The sequence below is a fragment of the Kribbella swartbergensis genome (genome assembly GCF_054784135.1).
This window is the reverse complement of sequence record NZ_BAAGPM010000026.1, coordinates 333,190-357,223: the sequence shown is the minus strand read 5'-3', so window position 1 is coordinate 357,223 and position 24,034 is coordinate 333,190. Positions and strand designations below refer to the sequence as shown.

Annotated in this window: 25 protein-coding genes; 8 read left to right on the top strand and 17 right to left on the bottom strand. The window is 68.8% G+C overall.

All coding sequences use genetic code 11. The annotated features are described in order from the left end of the window. Positions 1-45: 45 nt before the first annotated feature. The 3 genes from ACYVOK_RS25810 to ACYVOK_RS25800 all read left to right on the top strand — a co-directional run bounded on the left by ACYVOK_RS25810 (position 46) and on the right by ACYVOK_RS25800 (position 2,594). Positions 46-972 (top strand): glutamate ABC transporter substrate-binding protein, encoded by a 927-nt coding sequence (locus ACYVOK_RS25810; protein ID WP_460665116.1) that lies wholly within the window; start codon positions 46-48, stop codon positions 970-972. A 105-nt stretch (positions 973-1,077) separates the two neighbouring features. Continuing rightward, complete coding sequence (locus ACYVOK_RS25805) at positions 1,078-1,725, top strand: amino acid ABC transporter permease (protein WP_460665115.1); 648 nt, start codon at positions 1,078-1,080, stop codon at positions 1,723-1,725. Beyond that, positions 1,725-2,594 carry an amino acid ABC transporter permease gene (locus tag ACYVOK_RS25800; RefSeq protein WP_460665114.1) on the top strand — a complete coding sequence of 290 codons (870 nt, stop codon included), beginning with the start codon at positions 1,725-1,727 and terminating at the stop codon, positions 2,592-2,594. The genes ACYVOK_RS25805 and ACYVOK_RS25800 overlap by 1 nt, the downstream gene beginning before the upstream one ends. A gap of 42 nt (positions 2,595-2,636) precedes the next feature. Here ACYVOK_RS25800 and ACYVOK_RS25795 read toward each other — a convergent pair whose 3' ends face one another. Then, entirely contained in the window at positions 2,637-3,926 is a 1,290-nt protein-coding gene (locus ACYVOK_RS25795; protein WP_460665113.1) for an aspartate aminotransferase family protein, read from the bottom strand. A gap of 109 nt (positions 3,927-4,035) precedes the next feature. Between ACYVOK_RS25795 and ACYVOK_RS25790 the strand changes: the two genes are divergently transcribed. Further along, complete coding sequence (locus ACYVOK_RS25790; RefSeq protein WP_460665112.1) at positions 4,036-5,130, top strand: LOG family protein; 1,095 nt, start codon at positions 4,036-4,038, stop codon at positions 5,128-5,130. 7 nt (positions 5,131-5,137) lie between these two features. Here ACYVOK_RS25790 and ACYVOK_RS25785 read toward each other — a convergent pair whose 3' ends face one another. The 3 genes from ACYVOK_RS25785 to ACYVOK_RS25775 form a co-directional block, all read right to left on the bottom strand. Beyond that, positions 5,138-5,638, bottom strand: a complete 501-nt coding sequence (locus tag ACYVOK_RS25785) for a DivIVA domain-containing protein (RefSeq protein WP_460665111.1) — start codon at positions 5,636-5,638, stop codon at positions 5,138-5,140. A gap of 4 nt (positions 5,639-5,642) precedes the next feature. Beyond that, positions 5,643-6,764 (bottom strand): dual-specificity RNA methyltransferase RlmN, encoded by a 1,122-nt coding sequence (gene rlmN, locus ACYVOK_RS25780; RefSeq protein WP_460665110.1) that lies wholly within the window; start codon positions 6,762-6,764, stop codon positions 5,643-5,645. A 78-nt stretch (positions 6,765-6,842) separates the two neighbouring features. Then, on the bottom strand, positions 6,843-7,829 hold the full coding sequence (locus ACYVOK_RS25775) for a saccharopine dehydrogenase (protein WP_460665109.1): 987 nt from the start codon (positions 7,827-7,829) through the stop codon (positions 6,843-6,845). A 78-nt stretch (positions 7,830-7,907) separates the two neighbouring features. Here ACYVOK_RS25775 and ACYVOK_RS25770 point away from each other — a divergent pair, with 78 nt between their 5' ends. Next, positions 7,908-8,489, top strand: a complete 582-nt coding sequence (locus tag ACYVOK_RS25770; protein WP_460665108.1) for a TetR/AcrR family transcriptional regulator — start codon at positions 7,908-7,910, stop codon at positions 8,487-8,489. Positions 8,490-8,517: 28 nt separating this feature from the next. Continuing rightward, the gene (locus ACYVOK_RS25765; protein ID WP_460665107.1) at positions 8,518-9,525 is read left to right on the top strand and encodes an LLM class flavin-dependent oxidoreductase; all 1,008 of its coding nucleotides are present in this window, start codon (positions 8,518-8,520) and stop codon (positions 9,523-9,525) included. Here the strand turns inward: ACYVOK_RS25765 and ACYVOK_RS25760 are convergent. The 6 genes from ACYVOK_RS25760 to rpsB all read right to left on the bottom strand — a co-directional run bounded on the left by ACYVOK_RS25760 (position 9,518) and on the right by rpsB (position 14,455). Next, positions 9,518-10,105, bottom strand: coding sequence for a GNAT family N-acetyltransferase (locus tag ACYVOK_RS25760; RefSeq protein ID WP_460665106.1), 588 nt, complete (start codon positions 10,103-10,105; stop codon positions 9,518-9,520). The two genes, ACYVOK_RS25765 and ACYVOK_RS25760, sit on opposite strands and share 8 nt — an antisense overlap. A 10-nt stretch (positions 10,106-10,115) precedes the next feature. Further along, positions 10,116-10,958 carry a phosphatidate cytidylyltransferase gene (locus tag ACYVOK_RS25755; RefSeq protein ID WP_460665105.1) on the bottom strand — a complete coding sequence of 281 codons (843 nt, stop codon included), beginning with the start codon at positions 10,956-10,958 and terminating at the stop codon, positions 10,116-10,118. Beyond that, a complete protein-coding gene (gene frr, locus ACYVOK_RS25750; protein ID WP_460665167.1) occupies positions 10,958-11,512 on the bottom strand; it encodes a ribosome recycling factor in 555 nt (184 codons plus the stop codon). Before frr ends, ACYVOK_RS25755 begins: the two co-directional genes overlap by 1 nt. A gap of 202 nt (positions 11,513-11,714) precedes the next feature. Beyond that, entirely contained in the window at positions 11,715-12,476 is a 762-nt protein-coding gene (gene pyrH, locus ACYVOK_RS25745; RefSeq protein WP_460665104.1) for a UMP kinase, read from the bottom strand. Between the two features lie 47 nt (positions 12,477-12,523). After that, the gene (gene tsf, locus ACYVOK_RS25740) at positions 12,524-13,342 is read right to left on the bottom strand and encodes a translation elongation factor Ts (RefSeq protein ID WP_460665103.1); all 819 of its coding nucleotides are present in this window, start codon (positions 13,340-13,342) and stop codon (positions 12,524-12,526) included. A gap of 201 nt (positions 13,343-13,543) precedes the next feature. Continuing rightward, complete coding sequence (gene rpsB / locus ACYVOK_RS25735) at positions 13,544-14,455, bottom strand: 30S ribosomal protein S2 (protein ID WP_460665102.1); 912 nt, start codon at positions 14,453-14,455, stop codon at positions 13,544-13,546. A gap of 152 nt (positions 14,456-14,607) precedes the next feature. Between rpsB and ACYVOK_RS25730 the strand changes: the two genes are divergently transcribed. Continuing rightward, positions 14,608-15,663 (top strand): M23 family metallopeptidase, encoded by a 1,056-nt coding sequence (locus tag ACYVOK_RS25730; RefSeq protein WP_460665166.1) that lies wholly within the window; start codon positions 14,608-14,610, stop codon positions 15,661-15,663. Positions 15,664-16,489: 826 nt separating this feature from the next. Here the strand turns inward: ACYVOK_RS25730 and ACYVOK_RS25725 are convergent. Together ACYVOK_RS25725 and ACYVOK_RS25720 are read right to left on the bottom strand one after the other, a co-directional pair. Further along, complete coding sequence (locus ACYVOK_RS25725; protein WP_460665101.1) at positions 16,490-16,969, bottom strand: RrF2 family transcriptional regulator; 480 nt, start codon at positions 16,967-16,969, stop codon at positions 16,490-16,492. 85 nt (positions 16,970-17,054) lie between these two features. Next, positions 17,055-17,996, bottom strand: a complete 942-nt coding sequence (locus ACYVOK_RS25720) for a tyrosine recombinase XerC (RefSeq protein WP_460665100.1) — start codon at positions 17,994-17,996, stop codon at positions 17,055-17,057. Between the two features lie 136 nt (positions 17,997-18,132). Here ACYVOK_RS25720 and ACYVOK_RS25715 point away from each other — a divergent pair, with 136 nt between their 5' ends. Further along, positions 18,133-19,740 (top strand): APC family permease, encoded by a 1,608-nt coding sequence (locus ACYVOK_RS25715; protein WP_460665099.1) that lies wholly within the window; start codon positions 18,133-18,135, stop codon positions 19,738-19,740. A 289-nt stretch (positions 19,741-20,029) separates the two neighbouring features. Here ACYVOK_RS25715 and ACYVOK_RS25710 read toward each other — a convergent pair whose 3' ends face one another. From ACYVOK_RS25710 to ACYVOK_RS25690, 5 genes are all read right to left on the bottom strand, one after another. Then, positions 20,030-20,887 carry a DNA-processing protein DprA gene (locus tag ACYVOK_RS25710; RefSeq protein WP_460665098.1) on the bottom strand — a complete coding sequence of 286 codons (858 nt, stop codon included), beginning with the start codon at positions 20,885-20,887 and terminating at the stop codon, positions 20,030-20,032. After that, positions 20,884-22,461, bottom strand: a complete 1,578-nt coding sequence (locus ACYVOK_RS25705; protein WP_460665097.1) for a YifB family Mg chelatase-like AAA ATPase — start codon at positions 22,459-22,461, stop codon at positions 20,884-20,886. Before ACYVOK_RS25705 ends, ACYVOK_RS25710 begins: the two co-directional genes overlap by 4 nt. Continuing rightward, positions 22,461-22,817 carry a YraN family protein gene (locus ACYVOK_RS25700; RefSeq protein WP_460665096.1) on the bottom strand — a complete coding sequence of 119 codons (357 nt, stop codon included), beginning with the start codon at positions 22,815-22,817 and terminating at the stop codon, positions 22,461-22,463. Before ACYVOK_RS25700 ends, ACYVOK_RS25705 begins: the two co-directional genes overlap by 1 nt. Positions 22,818-22,906: 89 nt before the next feature. Beyond that, positions 22,907-23,230, bottom strand: coding sequence for a DUF2469 domain-containing protein (locus ACYVOK_RS25695; RefSeq protein WP_012922325.1), 324 nt, complete (start codon positions 23,228-23,230; stop codon positions 22,907-22,909). A gap of 76 nt (positions 23,231-23,306) precedes the next feature. Continuing rightward, positions 23,307-24,005, bottom strand: coding sequence for a ribonuclease HII (locus tag ACYVOK_RS25690; RefSeq protein ID WP_460665095.1), 699 nt, complete (start codon positions 24,003-24,005; stop codon positions 23,307-23,309). Positions 24,006-24,034: the final 29 nt, after the last annotated feature.

Here is a 24,034-nt window from a genome sequence, read left to right as displayed (position 1 = left end):
GTCCGCCCGCGGCCGTACCAGCAACCAACGAAGGGGAACCAGACCATGAGAATGCGCAACCTCGTCGCCACCCTCGGCGTCGCGGCGCTCGCGCTGACCGTCACCGCCTGCGGAGGCGACGAGCCCGCGGCCGGCGGTGGCGACGGCGGCAACGCGGCGTCCGACTCCTGCGGCGACCTGCACAAGTTCGACGTCGCCAGCGGCGTGGAGGTGGCCGGCAGCCCGACCTTCACCAAGATCAAGTCGCGCGGCAACCCGGTCGTCGGGGTCAAGGCCGACCAGCCGAACCTCGGCTACAAGGATGCCGACGGCAAGCGCTGCGGCTTCGACATCGAGATCGCCCGGATGGTGGCGGCCAACCTGGGCTTCGACCCCGACAAGATCGAGTACAAGGAGATCCCGTCGGCGAACCGGGAGACCGCGCTGGCCGGCGGTGAGATCGACTACTACGTCGGCACCTACTCGATCACCGACAAGCGCAAGACCCAGGTCGGCTTCGCCGGCCCGTACTTCGTGGCCGGCCAGGACCTGCTGGTCCGCAAGGACGACACCTCGATGGACGGCGGAAAGACCGCGCTGAAGGGCAAGAAGGTCTGCTCGGCCACCGGGTCCACCCCGATCCAGCGGGTCAAGGACGAGCAGCTGACCGAGCCGGGCAACATCTCGGAGTTCAAGACGTACTCCGAGTGCGTCTCCCAGCTGCTGGACAACAAGGTCGACGCCGTCACCACCGACGACGCGATCCTGAAGGGCTACGCGGCGACCGCACCCGACGAGCTGCGGGTGGTCGGCAAGCCGTTCAGCACCGAGAAGTACGGCATCGGCCTGCCGCTGGCCGACAAGGCGCTGCGGGACAAGGTGAACTCCATCCTGGAGACCTCCGCGTCCGACGGCACCTGGAAGGAAATCTACGACGAGACGCTCGGCAAGTCGGGTTCGGACTCGACCCCGCCGCCGCTCGAGAAGTACTGATCCGATCCCGGCCGCGGCGACCGTTCCGGCGCCGCGGCCGGATCGCGTGCGATCGCCGCCGGCCGGCCGGCGGGCCTGTTCGCCCTTGAATTCTGGAAGGTTGCGATGCTCTCGGTTCTCACCGACAACTGGGAACTGTTCGTCGACGGTTTCTGGACCACGCTCCGGCTGTTCCTCATCGCCGCGGTGCTGAGCCTGGTGCTCGGCACCCTCCTGGCCGGTTTCCGGGTCTCCCCGGTGCCGGCCCTGCGCGCCGTCGGCACCGGTTACGTGAACACGTTGCGGAACACCCCGCTCACGCTGGTGTTCGCGTTCCTCGTGTTCGGCGCCCCCAAGATGCAGATCTCGCTGCCGGACTTCTTCTGGTCCGCGGTGGTCGCGCTGACCGTCTACACGGCGGCGTTCGTCTGCGAGATCGTCCGCTCCGGCATCAACACGATCCCGGCCGGCCAGGCCGAAGCCGCCCGCTCGGTCGGCATGACGTTCATGCAGGTGCTCGGCATCGTCGTCCTCCCGCAGGCCTTCCGGGCGATCGTGCCGCCGCTGACCAGCGTGATGATCGCGTTGCTGAAGAACACCACGATCGCGGCCGGTTTCTCCGTCGCGGAGGCGGGCGCGATTCCGGCGGTGATGGCCGAGCGCGGTGAGAACCAGGTGGCCACGCTGGTCTGGATCACCGTCGGCTTCCTGATCCTGATCATCCCCCTGGTCTCCCTGCAGCGGTGGGCCGAGCGACGGACGGCGGTGGCCTGATGAGTGCGGTGCTGTACGACGTACCCGGCCCGCGGGCGAAGGCGCGCAACCGGATCCTCAACGCGGTCGTCATCGTCGCCCTGCTGGCCGTCGTCGGCTGGGTGATCTACCGGCTGAACCAGAGTGGGCAGTTCGCCGAGCGCCGCTGGATCCAGTTCACCTACGAGTCGATCCAGCGGGAGCTGCTCAGCGGCCTGCTGAACACGCTCAAGGCGGCCGGCCTGGCGGCAGTGCTCGCTCTTGTGTTCGGTGCCGTGTTCGCGGCGGCCCGGATCAGCGACCACTGGTGGTTCCGGGCACCGGCGACGTTGGTCGTCGAGCTGTTCCGGGCCATCCCGCTGCTGATCCTGATGTTCTTTTTCTACTACGGCAACCTGCAGTTCGACCTCGGCCTGAGCCCGTTCTGGGCGGTCGTCTTCGGCCTCACGCTGTACAACGGCTCGGTGCTGGCGGAGATCTTCCGGGCCGGTATCGCCGCCGTACCGAAGGGTCAGCGGGAGGCGGCGTACGCGACCGGCCTGCGCAAGAACCAGGTGGTCCGGCTGATCCTGCTGCCGCAGGCGATCACGTCGATGCTGCCGGCCATCGTCAGCCAGCTCGTCGTCCTGCTGAAGGACACCGCGCTGGGCTTCATCATCACCTACGCCGAGCTGCTCTACGTGGCCAAGCAGATGGGCGGCCGGCTCCAGTACGGCTTCCCCTACATCCCGACGTACATCGTCGTCGCGATCATCTACATCGGCCTCTGCTCGCTGCTGTCGATCCTGGCCCGCTACCTCGAAGGCCGCTCCCGTCGTCAGCGCAGGGTGCGTGGAACTCCGCCACCGTCGGCCGCCGAAGCCGCCACCTCCGTGGAAGCTCCGCTCTGACACCAGTGCCCCCGGTCGCGTACCGGGGGCACTGTTCTTCGGTCAGCGCAGGGTGTTGAAGGAGTCCCGGATGATCTCGAGAGCTTCGGTGGTCTCCGCCTCGGTCAGGGTCATCGGCGGGGCCATCCGCAGGACGTTGCCGTAGAGGCCGCCCTTGCCGACCAGGAGGCCGCGGTTCTTGGTCTCCTGCTGGAGTTTGGCGGTGGTCGCCGGATCGGGGCTGTTGTCCCCGGGTTTGACGATCTCGGCGGCCAGCATCAGGCCCTTGCCGCGGACGTCGCCGAGCTCGGGGAACTCCTCGGAGATGCCGCGCAGCCCGTCGGCCAGCTGGGCGCCGCGCTTGGCCGCGTTCGCCTGCAGGTCGTGGTCGAGCAGGTAGTCGATGGTCGCCTTGGCCGCGCTGGTCGAGATCGGGTTGCCGCCGAAGGTGGACAGCGAGTTCGCACTGAGGCTGTCCATCAGGTCCGGCCTGGCCACCACGCCACCGATCGCGAACCCGTTGCCGAGGCCCTTGGCGAACGTCATCGCGTCGGGGACGACGCCGTGCGCCTGGATGCCCCAGAAGTTCTCACCGGTCCGGCCCCAGCCGGTCTGCACCTCGTCGGAGATGAAGAGGATCCCGTACTCGTCCAGGACCTCCTTGAACGCGCCGTACAACCCGTCCGGCGGGGACGAGAACCCGCCGACGCCCTGGATCGGCTCTGCGATCAGGCAGGCGACATCGCCGGCCGTGGTGGTCTCGATGACGTTGCGCAGGTCGTCGACGCAGACCTTGATGTAGTCGGCGTCGGGCAGGTCGCGGAAGGGGCTGCGGTACCGGTACGCGCCCTGCACGTACTGCACGTTGACCGGTGACAGGCTGCTCGCGGACCAGCCGCGGTTGCCGGTGATCGCGACCGTGCCGAACGCGCGGCCGTGGTAGGAGTTGCGCATCGCCAGGACCTGGTTGGAGCGGCGGTGCTGGGTCGCGAGCAGCAGGGCTGCCTCGTTCGCCTCGGTGCCGGAGTTGGCGAAGAAGACCTTGGCGTCCGCAATGCCGGACAGCTCGGCGATCTGCTCGGCCAGCTCGATCTGCTTGCGGATCAGGTAGACCGTCGAGGTGTGCGCGATCCCGGTGGACAGCTGCTCGCGGACCGCGTCGGAGATCTCGGCGATGTCGTAGCCGATCGCGTTGGTCAGGATGCCGGCGAAGAAGTCGAGGTAGGTGTTCCCCTCACCGTCGGTGACCCGGCGGCCAGATCCCTCGACGATCTCGATCGGCTCCTCGTAGTACAACGCGAGCCAGTCCGGCATGACGGCCTTGTGACGCTCCCAGAGCTCCGCATGTGTCATGCCCCAAGCATTACCCGATCGAACGCCGTCCTCATAGCGGAGGTCTATGAAATGCCGGAGGAATGCGTGCTCCGTTCCGGGTTCGTTCCGGCCCGTTAGGGTGCTGTTCGTGACACTGCCGAGCATTCCGCACGTCGACATCGAGTCGCTGAAAGACTTCGACCGCATCGTGGCCGCCGGGGCCGCCACGATGGAGGGCTGGCGGGTCCAGTCGGTCGACCTGTCCGGTCGTACGGCGGAACTCCTCGAACTGGACCCGAGAGGCTCACTGTTCCTCGGCTGCGTCCTGGACGACAAGGCCGAGGCCTGGATCCGCGACGGCGGCGGGCTGGTCTTCCCGACGATCCCGGCCCTGCCCTTCGACGCCTACCGCGGCTCCCTGTACGACGCCGAGGAGCTCTACGCCGGCCTCGAGAACGGATACGACGCCACCCCGGACGCGAAGATCTACGCCTGGTCCCGGCAGCACGACGAGAAGGGTGACACGGGCCGTACGCTGGCCGCCGCCCTGCACGACCACGCGATCGCCGACGCCCTCACCGAACTCCCGGACGATGGCCCGTGGATCGGCGTGATGGGCGGACACGGGGTCGCTCGCGGCAGTACGTCGTACCGCTCGGCTGTGCTGCTCGGTCGCACGCTGGCCCGGGCGGGGCACACCGTGGTCACGGGCGGCGGTCCGGGCGCGATGGAGGCGGGCAATCTGGGTGCCTCGCTGGCCCGGTACGACGATTCCGTCGTCGACACGGCTCTGGCCAGGCTGGCCGCCGTACCGTCGTTCCGTCCGTCTGTGGCCGAGTGGGCGGCTGCCGGCCTCACCGTGCGGCATGAGTACCCCGGCGACGGCGGAGTGTCGATCCCGACCTGGTTCTACGGGCACGAGCCGCCGAACGTGTTCGCGTCGTCGATCGCGAAGTACTTCTCCAACGCCCAGCGTGAGGACGTCCTGCTGAGTCGAGCCCGTGGCGGCATCCTCTACCTCCCAGGCGCGGCCGGCACCGTGCAGGAGATCTTCCAGGCGGTCACACCGAACTACTACGGCGACCAGGCGACGCAGGTCCCCCTCATCCTCATCGGGATCGAGCACTGGACCGTCACCCTTCCGGTCTGGCCCCTCCTCCAGTCCCTGGCCACCGAGCGCCCCATGGCACAGTCGATCCACCTCGTCGACACCATCGACGAGGCCGCAGCCCTGGTCAGCTGAGCCCGGCCTACGGTCGCGTGAGCCACTCCTCGGCGCGCTCGAGGAACAGGTCGACTTCGAGCACGTCGTAGCCCTCGCGCATCCGCACCGGGCTGAACTGCACCTTCCGGATTTCGCGCGCGGTGACCGGGCGCTCGACCGGCCGGCCGTTGACAGTCGCCATCACACGGTCGACGAACTCGTCGACCTCCTCCATGTCGTACCCCTCACGCAGGCGGACCGGCGTGAACATCGGAGACGATCGCTCCGGCCCGGTCGGCGCCTGTCCGGCAACCGGGCGGTCAGGCATCCACTGCTCGGCAGCCGAGAGGAAGTCGTCGACCTCCTCGGCCGAGTAGCCGGCACCGAGGAGCGGGGTGCGGAACGCGACGGTCCGCAGCTCCGTAGTCGTCAGGGCCGGCGAGGCTGTCCGGTTCACCGTCGCGACGATCCGCTCGACGAACGCATCGACCTCGGCACGGTCGTACCGCTCCCCGAACCGGCGGACGGTGAACTCCGGCTTCAGCACGGCGTCACGCCTTGTCGGCGGCGGCGAGTTGGCCGCAGGCGCCGTCGATCTCCTGGCCGCGGGTGTCGCGGACGGTGGTCGGGATGCCGCCGGCCTGAAGGCGGCGAACGAACTCGCGCTCGTCGGCCGGGTCCGACGCGGTCCACTTGGAGCCCGGGGTCGGGTTGAGCGGGATCAGGTTGACGTGCACCCAGCCCCAGTCGCCCCGCGCCGCCAGCTTCTCGGCCAGCAGGTCCGCGCGCCAGGCGTGGTCGTTGATGTCGCGGATCATCGCGTACTCGATCGACACCCGGCGCCTGGTCTGCTGCGCGTACGCCCAGGCCGCGTCGAGCACCTCGTCGACCTTCCAGCGGTTGTTGATCGGCACCAGTTCGTCGCGCAGCTCGTCGTCCGGCGCGTGCAGCGACAGCGCGAGCGTGACCGGGATGCCCTCGGTGGCGAGCTGGTTGATCCGCGGCACCAGGCCGACGGTCGACACGGTGACCCCGCGAGCCGAGATGCCGAGACCCTCCGGCGACGGGTCGGTGAACCGCCGGACGGCGCCGATGACGGCCTTGTAGTTCGCCATCGGCTCGCCCATACCCATGAACACGATGTTGCTGACCCGGCCGGGGCCGCCGGCGATCTCACCACGGGCGAGAGCGCGGGCGCCGTCGACGACCTGCTCGACGATCTCCGCCGTGGTCATGTTGCGGGTCAGCCCGGCCTGGCCGGTCGCACAGAACGGGCACGCCATCCCGCAACCCGCCTGGGACGAGACACACATCGTCGCGCGGTCCGGATACCGCATCAGGACCGACTCGACCAGCGAGCCGTCGAGCAGTTTCCACAGCGTCTTGCGGGTCTGCCCGTTGTCGCATTCCAGGTCGCGCACCCGGGTGAGCAGCGGCGGCATCAGCTCCGCGACCAGTTTGTCCCGCGTGGCCGCCGGCAGATCGGTCATCTCCGCCGGGTCGGCGACCAGCCGGGAGAAGTAGTGGTTCGACAACTGCTTGGCCCGGAACGCCGGCTCGCCCAGCGCGGCGACCGCCGTACGACGCTCCTCCCCCGACAGGTCGGCCAGATGCCGCGGCGGCTTCTTGGCCCGGCGCGGCTCATCGAAAACGAGCGGAAGGGAGGTAGTCATAACCGACCCATTGTCGCCCGCCGCGATCCTCCTTCACAAATTCACATCCCCCACGTGCCGAGGATCACAGCCAGCCGGCTAGCTGAAGACAGCACCCACTTCGGTCAACCGCTCGACCACGTACGCCGGGTCCAGCAACGCCTCGGGAGTGTGGATCCCCGGCGCCACGGGCTCCCCGCGGAGGCCGAGCAGCCGCTCGGCACCGAGGGCGATCCCGACAGCCGTCAATGGGCGCTGTCCTTCCGGATGCAGGAGGTGATGCGTCCTGCTGAGCGGTTCCCCCGCCGAACCCACGCCCTCCAGATCGATTCGGACCTCGATGGAGGTGCCTTCGCCGCGACGCCGTCCCGCGGACTCACCGACCGCGAAGTCGAAGCTGACGTTCGCCGCGCCGGTGGCCAGAGCAAGACTCGGTACGTCGATGATGCCGATCCGCTGACCGGGTACGACGGTGCCGTCGAGCGTGGTCACGGGAACCTCGGCGTCGGGGCCGCTGACCCAGTTGAAAACGCCGTCACGACGTACCAGTCCTGCCGTAGCGGCGGCGGACCAGCGCTCCAGATCGGCGAGGCCGGCAGGACCGCCGATATCCGATTCGTCCAGCATCGCGCCGATCCGGATGGTTTCGAGTTCGCCGAACTCCCGGGCGAGGTGCAGGACGGCGGGGACAAGCACGCCGGCGCAGAAGTGGCTGGCCAGCAGGGTCGGCGCGGCACTCGCGCGCTGAGCACTCGCAACCACCTCCGGCGCGACTTCCACCAGACCGCTGGAGATGCTGAGATACGGCACCCCACGATCCTGCGCGTACCGCAGTCCGTGCAGGTGGTCGTCCCACACAGCCGCGACGACCGCGGAGTAGCTCTGGTCGGCCGGGAGGCCGAGGTCTGCGCGGCTCAGATCGACGGTCACCGCTGTGGCGGCGCCGAGTTCGCCTGCCACCCGTTCGGCGCGGCCGAGATCGCGGCCCGCGATCGTCAGCGGCAGGTCCGGATGCCAGCGGCGCAGGACTCTCGCGGCTCCGGATCCGGCCTGGCCCGAACCACCCATGATCAGTACAGGTTTCACTGTGCTCCCTTTCGGTCTAGCTACATTTTGTAGCCTACATTTTGTAGCCTAGACTGGGCGGACAACGCAAGGAGGCCCATGTCGCCATCACCGACGCGCCTGTCGAAGCAGGCCAGACGGGAGCAGTTGCTCGACGCCGCCGTCGGCATCGTGCGCGCCCGCGGCACCGACGGTCTGACCCTGGTCACCCTCGCGGAAGCCGCCGGGGTGAGTCGGCCGATCGTCTACGACCACTTCGGCACCCGCACCGGCCTGCTGCTCGAGGTCTACCGGCAACTCGACGAGCGGCACCGGACTGCGCTGACCGAGGCGCTGGAAGTTGCCGAGCCGACCGCCGACGCGATCGCCGGTGTCATGAGCACCGCGTACTTCGCCTGCGTTACCGACATGCCCGAGTTCGCTGCGATTTCCGCCGCGCTGAAAGGCAATCCGGACGCCGAGGCGATGCAGCACGAACTGCTCGACAGCTACACGAAGCTGATGGCTGACGCGCTCGCGCCGTACTCCCGTCTCTCGGCCGAAGCCCTTCAACTGCGCTGCATCGGTCTGCTCGGTGCCGCCGAAGCGATCGCCGCCGAGCTGAACCTTCGGCGGGCGACCGTCGCCGACGCGGTCACCGCACTGACCGACCTGATCGTGGGCAACCTGGCCCGGGAATGAGGCTCTGAGTACGGCGGTTGGACTCGGTATGTCAGCGCTGTCCGGTGTTCCGTTGTCCGTGCTCGACAGGTCGCGGACCCGGGTCGGTGAGTCGGAGGCCGAAACTCTGCGGCAGACGGTCGAACTGGCGCGGCAGGTGGAAGAGCTCGGTTACAAGCGTTTCTGGGTGTCCGAGCACCACAGCGTCCCCGGAGTCGTCGGCTCAGCTCCGACCGTGCTCGCTGCGGCTGTGGCGGCCCGCACCAGCAGGATCCGCGTCGGCACGGGCGGCGTGATGCTGCCGAACCACCGCCCGCTCGTCGTGGCTGAGCAGTTCGGTGTGCTGGAGTCACTGTTTCCGGGACGCATCGACATGGGACTCGGCCGCTCGGTGGGCTTCACGAACGGCATCCGCCGCGCACTCGGTGTCGAGAAGGACGCGGCAGAGGACTTCGCGGAACAGGTCCGGGAGTTGCTCGGCTACTTCGACGGAACGCAGCGAAACCACCCACAGGTCCACGCCCGTCCCGGCGAGGGTCTGCGAGTTCCACCCTTCATCCTGGCCGTAGGAGAGGGCGCACTCCTCGCGGCGTCCCTAGGCCTCCCCCTGGTCATTGCCGGCGTGAGAGCCGAGTCCGACCTGCTACAACTCCTCGACCGGTACCGCAACGAGTTCCGGCCGTCCACGTGGGCTCCGAGGCCCTACGTCGTACTGGCAACATCTGCAGCAGTTGCCGCGAGCACGGAGGAGGCTCGAGAGCTACTGCTGCCCGAAGCTTGGTCCACCGCGTACTCCCGCACGCGTGGCGTCTTCCCGCCCCTGGAGCCCGAGCCTCCGCGGGAGATGACCGACAAGGAGCGGGGGTTCTTCGAGCAGGCCCTCCGCGGCCAGATCTACGGCACTCCGGAGGAGGTCGACGCCGCACTCGGCGGTCTCGTACGTCGTACTGCCGCAGACGAAGTGTTGCTCACGACAAGCACCTACGACCGGTCCGCCCTGATCAGCACGTACGCCGCGCTGGCCGAACTGGCGGGCACCCGCAGTACGGTCAGCTGAGCCGGTCCTCGAGTCGCTTGCGGACGTCCGGCCACTCGTCGGCCAGGATCGAGAACACCACGGTGTCGCGGAACGACCCGTCCCCCATGCGCTTGTGCCGGCGCAGTACGCCTTCCCGCGTGGCACCCAGCTTGGCGATCGCCGCCTGGGACCGCGTGTTCGCCGAGCCGGTCTGGATCTTCACCCTGCCGAAGCCGCAGTCCTCGAACGCGTGCCGCAACAACAGGAGCTTGCACTCGGGGTTGACCGCAGTACCCCACACGGCCGGTGCGTACCCGGTCCAGCCGAGGTGCACCGACTCGTTCGGAAGATCGACGTCCCCGAGGCTCGTCGTACCGACCACAGTGCCGTCGGCGACGAGCCGTACGACGTACGCGACCCGCTGCGCCGCAGACTTGAGCCACTGCTCGGCCATCTCGGCGGCATCGGCCGGCATCCCGGCGACCCCACCGCCGAAGCCGGCGGCGTACACCTGCTCGTTCGCGATCGCGTCGTACAACGGCTCGATGTCGGCGGCAACGAGCCGGTCCAGGCGTACGACGTTGCCGACCAGCGGCCGGCCGTCAGGAGCAAAGGTCATCGAATCCCCATCAGACGAGTAGGTGCAACAGCAACCAGACCGCCGGCGCCGTTGCCAGCAAGGAGTCCAACCGGTCCATCACACCGCCGTGACCCGGCAGCAGGTTGGACATGTCCTTGATGCCGAGATCGCGCTTGATCATCGACTCACCGAGATCGCCCAGGGTCGCGGTACAGACGGCGACCGCGCCGACGATCGCACCGGTCCACCACTGCCCGTCGAGCAGCCAGACGACCGCGCCGATCCCGGCACCGATGCAGGCGAGGGTCGAACCGGCGAAGCCCTCCCACGACTTCTTCGGGCTGATCGCCGGCGCCATCGGGTGCTTGCCGAACAGCACACCGGCCGCGTAGCCGCCGACGTCGCTGGCCACCACGACCAGGAAGAACGTCACCACCCGCTGCGGACCGTCGGCCTCCGGCTGCACCAGCAGGATCGCGAACCCGGCCAGCAGCGGGACGTACCCGATCAGGAACACCCCGGCGCTCGCGTCGCGGACGAACCCGACCGAGCCACCCGGCATCCGCCAGAAGATCGTCGCCAGCACCGTGATCCCCAGCGCCACCAGCAGCGCCATCGGTCCGCCGAAGTACGCCGCCATCAGCATCGCCGTCGTACCGGCGAACAGCGGCACCCGCGGGATGACCGCGCCGCCGGTGCGCAGCGCCTTGATCATCTCGTCGACGGCCACCAGGACGACGGCCAGCACCAGGAAGCTGAACAGGACCTTCTGCCAGAACAGCGACCCGAGGATCAGCACGCCGAGGCCGACACCCACCCCGATCGCCGCCGGCAGATCGCGGCCGGCGCGGCTCGGGCTGGGACTCGGCGCGGGCGTGCTCTCGACGCCCATCACACCTCGAGCAGTTCGGCTTCCTTGTGCTTGAGCAGTTCGTCGATCGAGTCGACGTACTTCTTCGTCAACCCGTCGAGCCGCTTCTCAGCACTCTTGCCCTCGTCTTCACCCGCTGCACCGTCCTTGACGGTCTTGTGCACCTGGTCCATGGCGTGCCGGCGGATGTTGCGGACCGAGACCCGCGCCTCCTCGGCCTTGCCCTTGGCGACCTTGATGTACTCGCGGCGCCGCTCCTCGGTCAGCTGCGGCATCACCACGCGGATCACCGAGCCGTCGTTGCCCGGGTTCACACCCAGGTCGGAGTCGCGGATCGCCTTCTCGATCGCCGCCATCGCGCCCTTGTCGTACGGCGAGATCAGCACCGTGCGGGGTTCCGGCACCTGGAAGCCGGCCAGCTGCTGCAGCGGCGTCGGGCTACCGTAGTAGTCGGCCAGGATGCCCGCGAACATCTGCGGGTGGGCCCGGCCGGTGCGGATCGCGGCGAAGTCGTCCTTCGCGACCTCCACGGCCTTCGCCATCTTCTGCTCGGCTTCGCGGAGAGCTTCGTCGATCACGACATTCCTCGCTTCCTCAGGGCCGCCTTCGGCGCGGCCTGCCTAACCAACCAACAGCAACCCTGCGAACGCAGGTCTACCAGACCACGGACGTGACCGCCCGTGTCGAACGATCCTAGTGCTTGTCTGCGGCCGTGCCGATGCCGGTCCTCGGGTACGGCGCCCGGTCCGGCTCCCGCGGGGTAGGTCGTACCCGGGGTTACTGGCCCTGGGAGACCACGGTGCCGATCTTGTCGCCGTGCACGACCCGGGCGATGTTGCCCTCCTCGAGGCCGAAGATGACGATCGGCAGCGCGTTGTCCCGGGCCAGGCTGATCGCGGTGGCGTCGGCCACCCGCAGGCCGCGGGCCAGGAAGTCGTCGTACGAGAGCTGGTCGAACTTCACCGCGTCCGGGTTCTTCTTCGGGTCGGAGTCGTAGACACCGTCCACGCCCTGCTTGCCCATCAGCAGCGCCTCGGCGCCGATCTCCAGCGCGCGCTGGGCGGCGACCGTGTCGGTGGAGAAGTACGGCATCCCGGAGCCGGCGCCGAAGATGACCACTCGGCCCTTCTCCAGGTGCCGCTCGGCCTTGCGCGGGATGTACGGCTCCGCGACCTGGCCCATCGTGATCGCGGTCTGCACCCGGGTCTCGATGCCGATCTTCTCGAGGAAGTCCTGCAGCGCCAGGCAGTTCATCACCGTGCCCAGCATGCCCATGTAGTCGGCCCGGTTGCGCTCCATCCCGCGCTGCTGCAACTCGGCGCCGCGGAAGAAGTTGCCGCCGCCCACCACCACGGCGACCTGGACGCCGGCCTTGACCACCTCGGCGATCTGCTGGGCGATCGAGTTCACCACGTCGGGGTCGACGCCGAGCTTGCCGCCGCCGAACACCTCACCCGACAGCTTGAGCAGCACCCGGTGATAGGCCGGGGCGAACGGCGAAGAGGCCGGACTCGTCTCGGTACCCAGGGTTTCCGTCACGATTCCGGCCTCCTCGATCGTCGCTGTGTGCTCGGTCCTTCGTCGGATCAGGCGCCGACCTCGAAGCGGGCGAACCGCTTCACGGTCACGCCGGCCTCGTCGAGCACAGCCTTCACGGTCTTCTTGCTCTCCTGGACCGACGGCTGCTCGAGCAGCACGACGTCCTTGAAGAAGCCGTTCACCCGGCCCTCGACGATCTTCGGCAGAGCCTGCTCCGGCTTGCCCTCCTCGCGGGCGGTCGCCTCGGCGATCCGCTTCTCGTTCTCGACCGTCTCGGCCGGGACCTCGTCGCGAGTGGTGTAGAGCGGGCGCATCGCGGCGGCCTGCATGGCGGCGCCGCGGGCGGCCTCGACGTTGTCGCCCTCGAACTCGACCAGCACGCCGACCTGCGGCGGCAGGTCCGCGGCACGCTTGTGCATGTACGCCGCGACCTTGCCGTCGAACACGGCCACCCTGCCGAGCTCCAGCTTCTCGCCGATGACCGCGGCCAGCGCCTCGATGTTCTCGGCGACGCTCTTGCCGTCGGCCAGCTTCTCGTTCAGCAGGCCCTCGACGTCGCCCACCTTGCTCGCCGCGGCGTGCGCGACGATGTCGGCGGCCAGCTGCTGGAACTGCTCGTTCTTGGCGACGAAGTCGGTCTCGCAGTTCAGCTGGACCAGCGCGTTCTCCGCCGCGGCCACCAGGCCGTTGGTGGCGGAGCGCTCGGCGCCGCGCTTGGCGGCCTTGGCCGCACCCTTGATGCGCAGCTCCTCGATCGCCTTGTCGAAGTCGCCGTCGGTCGCCTCGAGCGCCTTCTTCGCGTCCATCATGCCCGCGCCGGTGGCGTCGCGGAGCTTCTTCACGTCAGCGGCGGTGTAGTTCGCCATTCCTCGTTCTCTCGTCTACTCGGTGCGTCAGCGGGTTGGGATGCGGCGGACGGTCCGGCCCGTCCGCGCCGTGGTCTGGTCCGGCCGGTTCGCCGGGGTACCGATCACTGCCCGGTACCCATCCCGGCCGGCTCGCCGCGGCGCGCCGTACGGTCCGGGTGCGCCGCCCGGCCTGATCCGGCCGGGCGGCGCGGGGCCTGATCAGCCCTGCTCTTCCTTCTTCGGGCCCTCGGCCGGCACCACCGGGGTGTCGTCGGCCTTCGCGATCGTCTCGGCGGCCGCACCGGACTCGGCCACCGGCGGCTGCTCGGCGACGGCGTCCGTCGCGGCGGCCGCGCTCTGGCTCTCCAGCAGCTCACGCTCCCAGGCGGCCAGCGGCTCCTCGGCGCCCAGCTCCTCACCGGCCGCGGCGGCGCCCTGACCCGAGCGGGCCATCAGGCCGTCGGCGACGGCGTCGGCGACCACGCGGGTCAGCAGGCCGACCGAGCGGATCGCGTCGTCGTTGCCCGGGATCGGGAAGTCGACCTCGTCCGGGTCGCAGTTGGTGTCCAGGATGCCGATGATCGGCAGCTTCAGCTTCCGCGCCTCGTCGACGGCGAGGTGCTCCTTCTTGGTGTCCACGATCCACACGGCCGACGGAACCCGGGCCATGTCGCGGATACCGCCGAGGGTCTTCAGCAGCTTGTCGTGCTCGCGCCGCTTCTGCAGCAGCTCCTTCTTGGTGACGCCGGAGCCGGCCACGTCGTCGAAGTCGATGAGCTCGAGCTCCTTGAGCCGCTGGAGCCGCTTGTTCACGGTCTGGAAGTTGGTGAGCATGCCGCCCAGCCAGCGCTGGTTCACGTACGGCATGCCGACCCGGGTCGCCTGCTCGGCGATCGCTTCCTGAGCCTGCTTCTTGGTGCCGACGAACAGGATCGTCCCGCCGGAGGCGACGGTGCTCCGGACGAACTCGTAGGCGCGGTCGATGTACGACAGCGACTGCTGCAGGTCGATGATGTAGATGCCGTTGCGCTCGGTGAGGATGTAGCGCTTCATCTTCGGGTTCCAGCGCCGGGTCTGGTGCCCGAAGTGCACGCCGCTCTCGAGCAGCTGCTTCATGGTCACGACGGCCATGAGGTGTTCCTCCTGTCGCGCCGTGGCCGGGCTCCCCGGTCCGAGCGGCGCTGTCTCGGTTGTTTCGCGCCGGACCGGTTGGCCCGCCGCGCCTGACGCCCGGTGTGCGCACCCATCCCGGCGTGGACCGGGACCGAGGGGAACGCACAGGTATGCGGGCGTGCGAAGTCGTCCCACTCGCATGGGACGCCACCGGAAGTGTACGGGACCACCCCACCCCGAAGCGAACCGGCCACCACCCGTCCACAGCCCTCGAACTCACGGTCCGTGAGCGACCGCATCGCGTGCATGTTCCAGGTATGAAGCTGACTCGATTTCTGTTCGCCGTCCTGGCCCTCAACACCGCTGCCCCAGCCGCGGCGGCGCCGGAGCCTGCCGTCTGGCCACTGACACCACGACCCGCCGTCGTCCGCGGCTTCGAGTTGCCCGCCAAGCCGTGGCTCCCGGGACACCGGGGTGTCGACCTTGCCGGCTCGCCGGGTCAGCCTGTTCTCGCGGCAACCTCCGGCACGATCACGTACGCCGGCCAACTCGCGGGCCGCGGCGTCGTCGTACTGACCACCGGCCCCCGCCGTACCACCTACGAGCCAGTCGTCCCGGCCCTCCCCGTCGGCACCCCAGTCACCCCGGGAACCGTCATCGGCCACCTCTCAGCCGCCGGCTCCCACTGCGCCCCCGCCACCTGCCTCCACTGGGGCCTCCTCCAAGGCACCCAATACCTCAACCCTCTAACCCTCCTACCCAACCCCCCAATCCGCCTACTCCCCCTAACCCCACCCCAGGCAGCCCCCGACCCACACCCCCACACCCAGCACCACCCCTCCCACAGCAGCCCGTCACGGCCCCACCCACCACAAGCCAGCCCAGCCCAGGCAGCCCCGGCGCCGACCCACTCATCACAGACCAGCACGACACAGGCAGCCCCGGCGCTGACACACCCATCACAAGCCAGCCCAGCAGAGGCAGCGCCGGCACTGACCCACTCGCCACAGACCAGCACGACACAGGCAGCCCCGGCACTCACTCGCCCGGCACAGGCAAGCTCGGCACAGGCATGCCCGGCACTGACCCACCCAGGGCCGACCAATCCGGCGCAGTCCGACCCGGCGCGGAGCCGGCGCCCGCCGACGCGACCTCCGGCCGTACGTCGAGAGCGGCGGCATCCGACGCGGCGCCTGCGGACGCTGGCACATCCGGCGCAGGGCTAGAGCCGCGTCTCGTCCTCGCCGACGGCGCCACTCCCCCACGCGGCGACGGAACGGCCACGGCCGTCGTCGCCGGCGCGGCAGCCCTGACGCTTGCCGCCGGGCTGATGATCAGGCGGCACTAGACGGGCACATCGCTGCGGGTCTTGGCTGGCGATCGTCTCGTCGCCGGTGGTCGAGGCGGCCATTCATCCCTGGGGTGTTGAACTCACTGCTTCCATCCCTGGGGTGTTCACCTCACCGCTGGGTCGGCTTCGAACCTCGGGCCGTCTGCGGGGGTTCCTGGTCAGCTGCCCGGGACTCGGGCTTGCCAGGCGTCTTCGTCGCCGGAGCGGCGTTTTACTCCGCGGGAGCTGTTCTTGGCCCGGTCGGCGAGGGTGGTGTGTTCCAACATTCATCCCTGGTGTGGTTAACCACCGCTTCGTCGGCTTTGAAGGTCGGGTCGTGGCGGGAGTTGCTGGTCAGCTGCCGGGGACTCGGGCTTGCCAGGCGTCTTCGTCGCGGGAGCGGCGTTCTACGCCGACGGGAGCATGTTGTTGGCCGGGTTGGTGAGGGTGGTGTGTTCCAGCATTCATCCCTGGCGGGCTCAACTCATCGCTCGTCGGCCTCGAAGGTCGGGCCGTGGGGCGGGAGTTGCCGGTCAACTGCCGGGGCCCGGGCCTGCCAGGCGTCATCTGTCGCGGGGATGTACGTCGGCGGGCGGCTTGTTCTGGCCGGGTGGGTGAGGGGGTGTGTTCCAGCATTCATCCTTGGGGTGCTCAACTCACCCCTGGGGTGTTCAACTCACTGCTTCGGCGGCTTCGAAGGTGGGCCGTAGCAGGAGTGCCCGTCAGCTGCCGGGGACTCGGGCTTGCCAGGCGTCTTCGTCTCGGGAGCGGCGTTCTACGCCGGTGGGGAGTTTGTTCTTGGCGAGGTCGGTGAGGGTGGTGTGTTCCAGGACGTCCCGCAGGCTCGCGCGGGCGGCGATCCAGACGCGCTGCAGTACGACGGCGCGCTCGTTGTAGGCGACACTCTCGGGCCGGACGCCGGAGATGCTCACGATCGGTCCGTCGACCGCGCGCATGACGTCGGCGACGGAGATCTCGTTCGGGTCCACGGCCAGCTTCCACCCGCCGGACTGCCCACGCTGGCTCGCCAGAATGCCGGCCCGTCGAAGGTCGGCCAGGATCCCCTGCAGGAAGCCGTGCGGAATCCCCTGTGCGCGACTGAGCTCCTCGGCCGACACGACCGACGGGTCGTTCGCCACCCAGCGCTGAGTGATCTCGATCAGCGCCCGCAACGCATAGTCAGACTTCGCCGATACCCGCATGCCCCGCAGTCTGCCGCATTTCCCCACCGCGCCGCCGCACCCCACCCGCAAACACACCCGGTGGACGGCGGGCGGCTACCGCACGTCAGGCTCGCGGATGCGCTTGTTCGTAGGCTTTTCGGAGCCGATCGGACGAGATATGGGTGTAGATCTGCGTCGTCGCCAGCGAAGCGTGACCGAGGAGTTCCTGCACACTGCGCAGGTCGGCACCGCCTTCCAGCAGGTGCGTCGCGGCCGTATGGCGTAACCCGTGCGGCGACAGGTCGGGTGCGTCGACCGCTCCGATCCGTTCGTGCACGAGGCGCCGTACCGCCCGCTGGTCGATGCGGCCGCCGCGGGCTCCGAGGAACACCGCCGGGCCACTCCCCGGCCTGACCAATTGTGGCCGCGCCTCGTCCAACCACCGGCGAAGCGCGTCCGACGCCGGAACGCCGTACGGGACCGAGCGTTCCTTACGGCCCTTACCGAACACGCGGACCACCCGGCGCGACTGGTCGATGTCGTCGATGTCCAGGGCGCAGAGCTCACCGACCCGAATGCCCGTTGCGTAGAGCAACTCCATGATCGCCAAGTCGCGCAGTCCTATCGGGCTGCCGTCGTCGGCCGCCACCGCCGCCGCATCCAGTACGGCGCGGGTGTCGGCCTGGCCGAGTACGCCGGGCAGGCTCTTGTGCGGCCGCGGACTGGCCAGCAGCGCTCCGGGATCCGTGCTGATGCGCCCGGTCCGCTGCGCCCATGCGGTGAAGACCCGGGCGGCGGTCGCCCGTCGCGACATCGTGCTGCGCGCCTTGCCGAGGCTCTGCTGTTTGGCCAGCCAGGAGCGCAGCCCGCGGATGTCGAGGGCCTCGAGATCATCGTGACCAAGCCGAATCAAATGTTCGAGTAAATCCGCGACGTCTCCAAGGTACGCTCTGACCGAGTGAGTGCTGAGGTCTCTTTCCGCCGTCAGATGCCTTTCGTAGTCGGCCAGTAACGCTGAGAATCCCTCCGGCCAGGAAGGGTTCGTACCGACATCGTCCGGCGCCATGCCTCGACCATGCGGGAGCGGACCCGGCACCGCAAGCCACCGCGCGGACGGCGAGGAAAGGAGGTCTGGTCGACAGCCCGACGGTCGACTACTGTTCGGCCCGATTGCCCTAGTAGCAACGGAGGCACCCCTGACCATGGCCCCCTCAGCGAACGGACAGACCGTAGGCCGGCGCCTGCCGGTCGAGTCGGCGTTCACTCGAGTCGAGGACGCGCGGCACCGTCTGCCGCGCCTGTTCGGTCGTCGCGACCTGGTCGTACTCGGCCTGGGCGTGATGATCGGGTCCGGCATCTTCAGCATCAGCGGCAACCAGGCGGCCAAGGTCGCCGGTCCGGCCGTGATCCTGTCGTTCGTCATCGCCGCGATCGTGTGCGTGCTCGCCGCAGCCTGCTATGCCGAGCTGTCGTCGACGATCCCGGTCTCGGGTAGCGCCTACACCTTCAGCTACGTGACGTTCGGCGAGATGTGGGCCTGGCTGGTCGGCTGGGCCTTGGTGCTGGAACTGGTCACCGCTGCCGCGATCGTCGCGCGCGTCTGGTCGGCGTACTTCCTGGCCACCCTGGACGGCTTCGGGGTGACGCTGCCCGCCGGTGTCGCCCAGTTCTTCGGACCCGACGCCAAGGTCAACCTGGTCGCACCACTGCTCCTGCTGTTCCTGACCGCGATGATTGTCACCGGCACCAAACTGTCGGCCCGGGTCCTGACGGTCGTGGTGATCGCCAAGGTCGCCGTGATCCTGCTGGTCGTCGTCGTCGGCGCGATGCACATCAATACCGACAACTACCAGCCGTTCGTGCCGATGGCGAGAGCCGCGCCCGCGACCGCCAGTCCGACGTTGCTCGGCTGGATTCTCGACTCGTCGTTCGGTTCCTTCGGAATGATGGGCATCTTCACGGCGGCGAGCTCGATCGTGTTCGCCTACATCGGCTTCGACCTGATCGCGACCGCGTCGGAGGACGCGCGGAACCCGCGCAAGACGGTGCCGCAGGGCATGCTGCTCGGCGTCGGCGCCGTGACGATCCTGTACGTCGCCATGGCCGTCGTACTGGTCGGAATGCGCCCGTACGGCGAACTCGGCGGCAGCGCACCGGTGTCGGAAGCGCTCGCCGCTGTCGGCGTCGGCTGGGCCGCAAAGGTAGTCAATCTCGGCGCGTTGCTCGCGCTGATGACGGTGATCATGGTCGTGCTCATCGCGCAGAGCCGCGTGCTGTTCAACATGGGCCGCGATGGTCTGCTGCCCAAGAGCCTCGGCCGAGTCAGCCGCGTGTACTCCTCCCCTGCGCGCGCTGCGGCCGCGGCTGGGTTCGCCGCTCTGGCCCTGACGCTGTACCCGCAGGTGCTCGAACTCGAGGAGTTGCTGGTCATCGGTGCGCTGTTCTGCTTCGCGTTCTGCGCGATCGGCGTACTCACACTGCGCCGGTCGGAGCCGAACCTCGAGCGCGGCTTCCGGGTGCCGATGGTGCCGCTGATCCCACTGATCTCACTGGGGTCGACGTTGTGGCTGATGCTCAACCTGAAGACGAGCACCTGGACGAAGTTCGGCATCTGGATGATCCTCGGCCTGCTGATCTACGGTCTCTACGGCCGCTGGCACAGCCGGCTCGCCAACGAGGACAGCTGGGACTACGACGTCGACACCGACCCGGGCACCGGCGGTCTCCAGGCGATCCGCCCGGAGACCGAACTCCGCGCCGTCCGCACCCCGCCGCAAAAACCGACCCGCGGCAAACACATGCGCAGCTGAATACAGATCCAGCTGACCAGTCCAGCTGACCCAATCCAGCCGACTCCGAATTCACGTGTGGGCTCCGAATCCCGGAGCCCACACGTGTTTCTCGGGTTACGGGGGTTGGGTGGTGGGGGTCAGGCGCCAGCCGGTGGGAGTGGCTGTGATGAGGGTCAGGTCGGCGAGGGTTTGCAGGCAGGTCTGGGTGGTGGCGAGGTCCAGTCCGGCTGTGGTGGCTATGCGGGTGGCCGAGGCCGGCTGATGGACGGGGACGGCGTCCAGGGTGCGACGAAGGTCGTGGTGGAGGTCATCGGTAAGGGTCTTGGGCGCTTGGGGGTACGGCGTGAGACGCGTGCCGAGGGGGGAGATCGCCTCGATGATGTCGGCGACGCTGGTGACGAGTACGGCGTTGCGTGCCGGCCGCGATCAGCCGGTTGCGCGCCAGGAACCGCAGCTTCGTCGGCGAACACCCTGGTGGCAACTCGCTGACGACGAGTCCTTCCTCGACGATCCGGCTGAACAGGGCGGAGTTGCGGGTTGGATAGCTGACATCGACTCCACACGCCAGCACCGCCACCGTCACCCCTGCCGCGGCGAGGGCCCCGCGATGTGCCGCGGCGTCGATCCCGTATGCGCCACCGGAGACGATCGTGACCCCGTTCTCCACCAATCCGGCCGCCAGCTCGCCTGCGACGTGTTCGCCGTACGACGAGGACGCCCGAGCACCGACCATCGCGACGGACTGTGCGAGTGTCTTCCGCAGGTGCGCCGGACCTCGGACCCAGAGCCCGAACGGCACCCCGGCGCGTCGCGTGAGTTGGCCGGCCTCGGCCAGTACGTCGATCTGTTCCGGCCATTCGTCATCGCCTGGAATCACGAACCGCGCCCCGGCCGCGGCCGCACGCTCCAACTCCTTCTCGGGCTCAACGACGTCCACTCGGGGAGCCCACCGCTCCGTTCCCGGTGCCTTCCCGCGCAACCTCTCCCAGATCTCCAGCACCTCCATCCCCGCGAAGGTTTTCAGAGCCGCCAGATCCCCGGGCTCCACGACTCGCGACAGCCCCGCGCGGATGAGGCGCTCCTGGTCATCCGGTCCGCTGACGGACGCCGGCAGCGCACCGCCTCGTCCACCCGAGCCGGCCGTGAGGGTGCAATCGGTGGTCATGCGGCGGTTCCTTTCACGGAGCGGCGGTCGGACAAGTCGGTGAGGGGCTCTCCGGTACGGAGTTGGAACGCTTCGTGGGTCAGCTCGACCGTCGGCCGGTCGGTGCCGTGGAGATCGGCGAGAGTCCAGGCCAGGCGAACAACACGGTCGAAGCCGCGAGCCGTGAGCCGGCCGCCGGAGTACAGGTCTTCGAGCAGTTTGTGGCTCGCGGCATCCAACGGGAACTCGCGGCGCAGGACCGGCCCCGGGACTTCGCTGTTGAGGGTCCAGCCGAGGGCGCGATACCGGAACGCCTGCCGATCGCGAGCCGCCTTCACCCGCTCGGCCACGGTTGCGGTCGACTCGGATCGCTCGGCGTCTGCCGCTCCACGCGCCGCTGGAAGGATCTGACGCTGGATGTCGAGGCGATCCTTGATCGGGCCGCTGATCCGCTGCTGATAACGCGCCAGCACCTGGGGCGTGCAGTTGCAGATCCCCTGTGCTGTGCCGGCCAGCCCGCAGGGGCAGGGGTTGGCCGCAAGCACCAGCATGAAACGCGCCGGGAACTTGGCGACCGCCGCCGAGCGGTGCACCTCGATGTACCCCGACTCCAGCGGCTGGCGCAGCGTGTCGAGTGTCAGCGGATGCATCTCGGGCGCCTCGTCGATGAAAAGGATCCCCCGGTGTGCGCAGCTGATCGCCCCGGGCCGAGGCATACCGGAACCACCGCCGACGAGGCTGGACAGCGACGCCGTGTGGTGCGGCGCGATGAACGGCGGCCGAACCACGAGCTCGGCATCGTTCGTCAGCAGCCCGGCCAGCGAATGAACCGCGGACACTTCCAGCGAATCGTCGGTACTCAGGTCCGGCATCAGGCCCGCCAGTCGCTCGGCCAGCATCGTCTTGCCCGAGCCCGGCGGACCGTGCAGGAACAGATGATGGCCGCCGGCCGCCGCGGCCTCGATCGCCCGGCGCCCCTCGTGCTGGCCGATCACGTCGTCCAGGTCGACTTCGGGCACCCGGGTCAACGACTCGGACAGCAAGCGCGGCTCGGCCCGAGGTGGCGGCTCGTCGGGGATTTCGGTCCCCCGCAACATCGCGACCACCTGCCGCAGTGAGCGCACGCCGTACACCTCGATGCCGGGGACGAGGCGCGCCTCGCCGGCATTCAGCTCGGGCACCACGATCCGGTCGAAGCTGGACCTGGCCGCTGCCAAGGTCATGGCGAGTGCCCCGCGGACCTCGCGGACCCGGCCGTCCAGCCCAAGCTCGCCGATGATCGCGGTCTGCCGCAGCGGCGCCACCTCGATCACCCCCGCGGCCGCGAGCAACGCACAGGCGATCGCCACGTCGTAGTGGGAGCCGGTCTTGGGCAGCGTCGCCGGGGACAGCCCGATGGTGACTTTGCGATCCGGGAACCGCTCGCCGCTGTTCACGACCGCGGCCCGCACCCGGTCGCGGGCTTCGGACAGCGAGGCATCCGGCAGGCCGATCAGCGTGGTCTTCGGCAAGCCTTGCGCGATGTCGGCCTCCACCTCGACCAAGTGGCCTTCGAGCCCGACCAGGGCGACCGACCAGGTCCGTGCGAGCGCCATCAGGCCGCACCTCGCACGTGGTCGACGCGCGGCGGTGTGCTCCGGTCGAAGAGCACGGCGACGACGTCGATCCGGACCGCGGCCGGCTTCAGCTGATGGGTCTGCAACCAGCGGCCGGCGAGCTTTCGCAGCGTGGTCAGCTTCCGGTAGGTGATCGACTCGAGCGGGCTGCCGTAGTTCAGCCCGCGCCGGGTCTTCACCTCACAGACGACCAGGGTGTCGTGCTCGCGCGCGACGATGTCGATCTCGCCCAGCTCGCAGCGCCAGTTGCGCTCGAGGATGACGAGACCCGCATCGGTGAGATACCTGGCGGCGAGGTCCTCGCCGTACCGCCCGACGGCGTTCTTGGTCCGCATCGGTGACCACCTCCGACACAGAACATGCCGGGATCAGCCCTCGTCGGCGGACCTCAGTTTTCCGCCTGTGGACAAAGCGCAGGCGACGGTCAGCGGCCGAAGTCGGAGTCCTTGGGCACTTCCAGGTCGGACTTGGCGAGTTCCTCGATGTTGACGTCGCGGAAGGTGACGACCTTGGCGTTCTTGACGAACCGGGCGGAACGGTAGACGTCCCAGACCCACGCGTCGGCCATGGTCACCTCGAAGTACACGTCGCCACCTTCGGTGCGGACCTTCAGGTCGACCGCGTTGCACAGGTAGAACCGCCGCTCGGTCTCCACGACGTACTTGAAGATCCCGACGACGTCCTTGTACTCCCGATAGAGCTGCAGCTCCATATCGGTCTCGTACTTCTCGAGATCGTCAGCACTCATGCCTCCACCTCGCTACGCTCGGCTCCAGCATGAGCGCTGAAGGGCGCTGCGTTGTCGGTTCGCTCGCTACGCTCGCTCACAGGCTCTCCACTCCGGTGGGACTGGTCACATTCTGTCCCATATCGGGCCGCAGACTGCGGCGGACATTCTCGAACCGCCGTCGGTGTTGCGGACACGGGCCGTATTCGTCCAGCGCCGCCTGGTGCTCAGGCGTGCAGTAGCCCTTGTGAATCCCGAAACCGTACTGCGGGTACACCTTGTCCCAATGTTCCATCACGCGGTCGCGGGTCACCTTCGCGATCACAGACGCCGCGGCGATGCAAGCCGCCACGCGGTCACCCTTCCAGATCGCCAGGCCCGGTACGCCGAGGCCGTCGACGCCGAAGCCGTCGGTCAGCACGTACGCCGGGCGTACGTCGAGCCGGAACAGGGCACGGCGGAGCGCTTCGACGTTCGCCACGTGCATGCCGAGACGGTCGCACTCGGTGGCCTCGATGGAGACCACCGACCAGGCGACGGCGCGCTTGCGGATCTCGTCGTAGCAGCGTTCGCGGGCCTTGGCGGTGAGGAGCTTGGAGTCGGCCAGTTCCGGGATCTGGCCGCGTTTGCCGTCCGGCAGGATCACCGCGGCGGCAACGAGCGGCCCGGCGCAGGGGCCGCGACCGGCCTCGTCCACACCGGCGATCGGGTCCAGGCCGACGCGACGCAGCGCACGCTCGTACCCGTACAACCCGGCGTCCCGCCGCACCGTACTTCCCCGAGGCATCACACTCATGCAGCCCTCCCGACATCACCCACAACCCC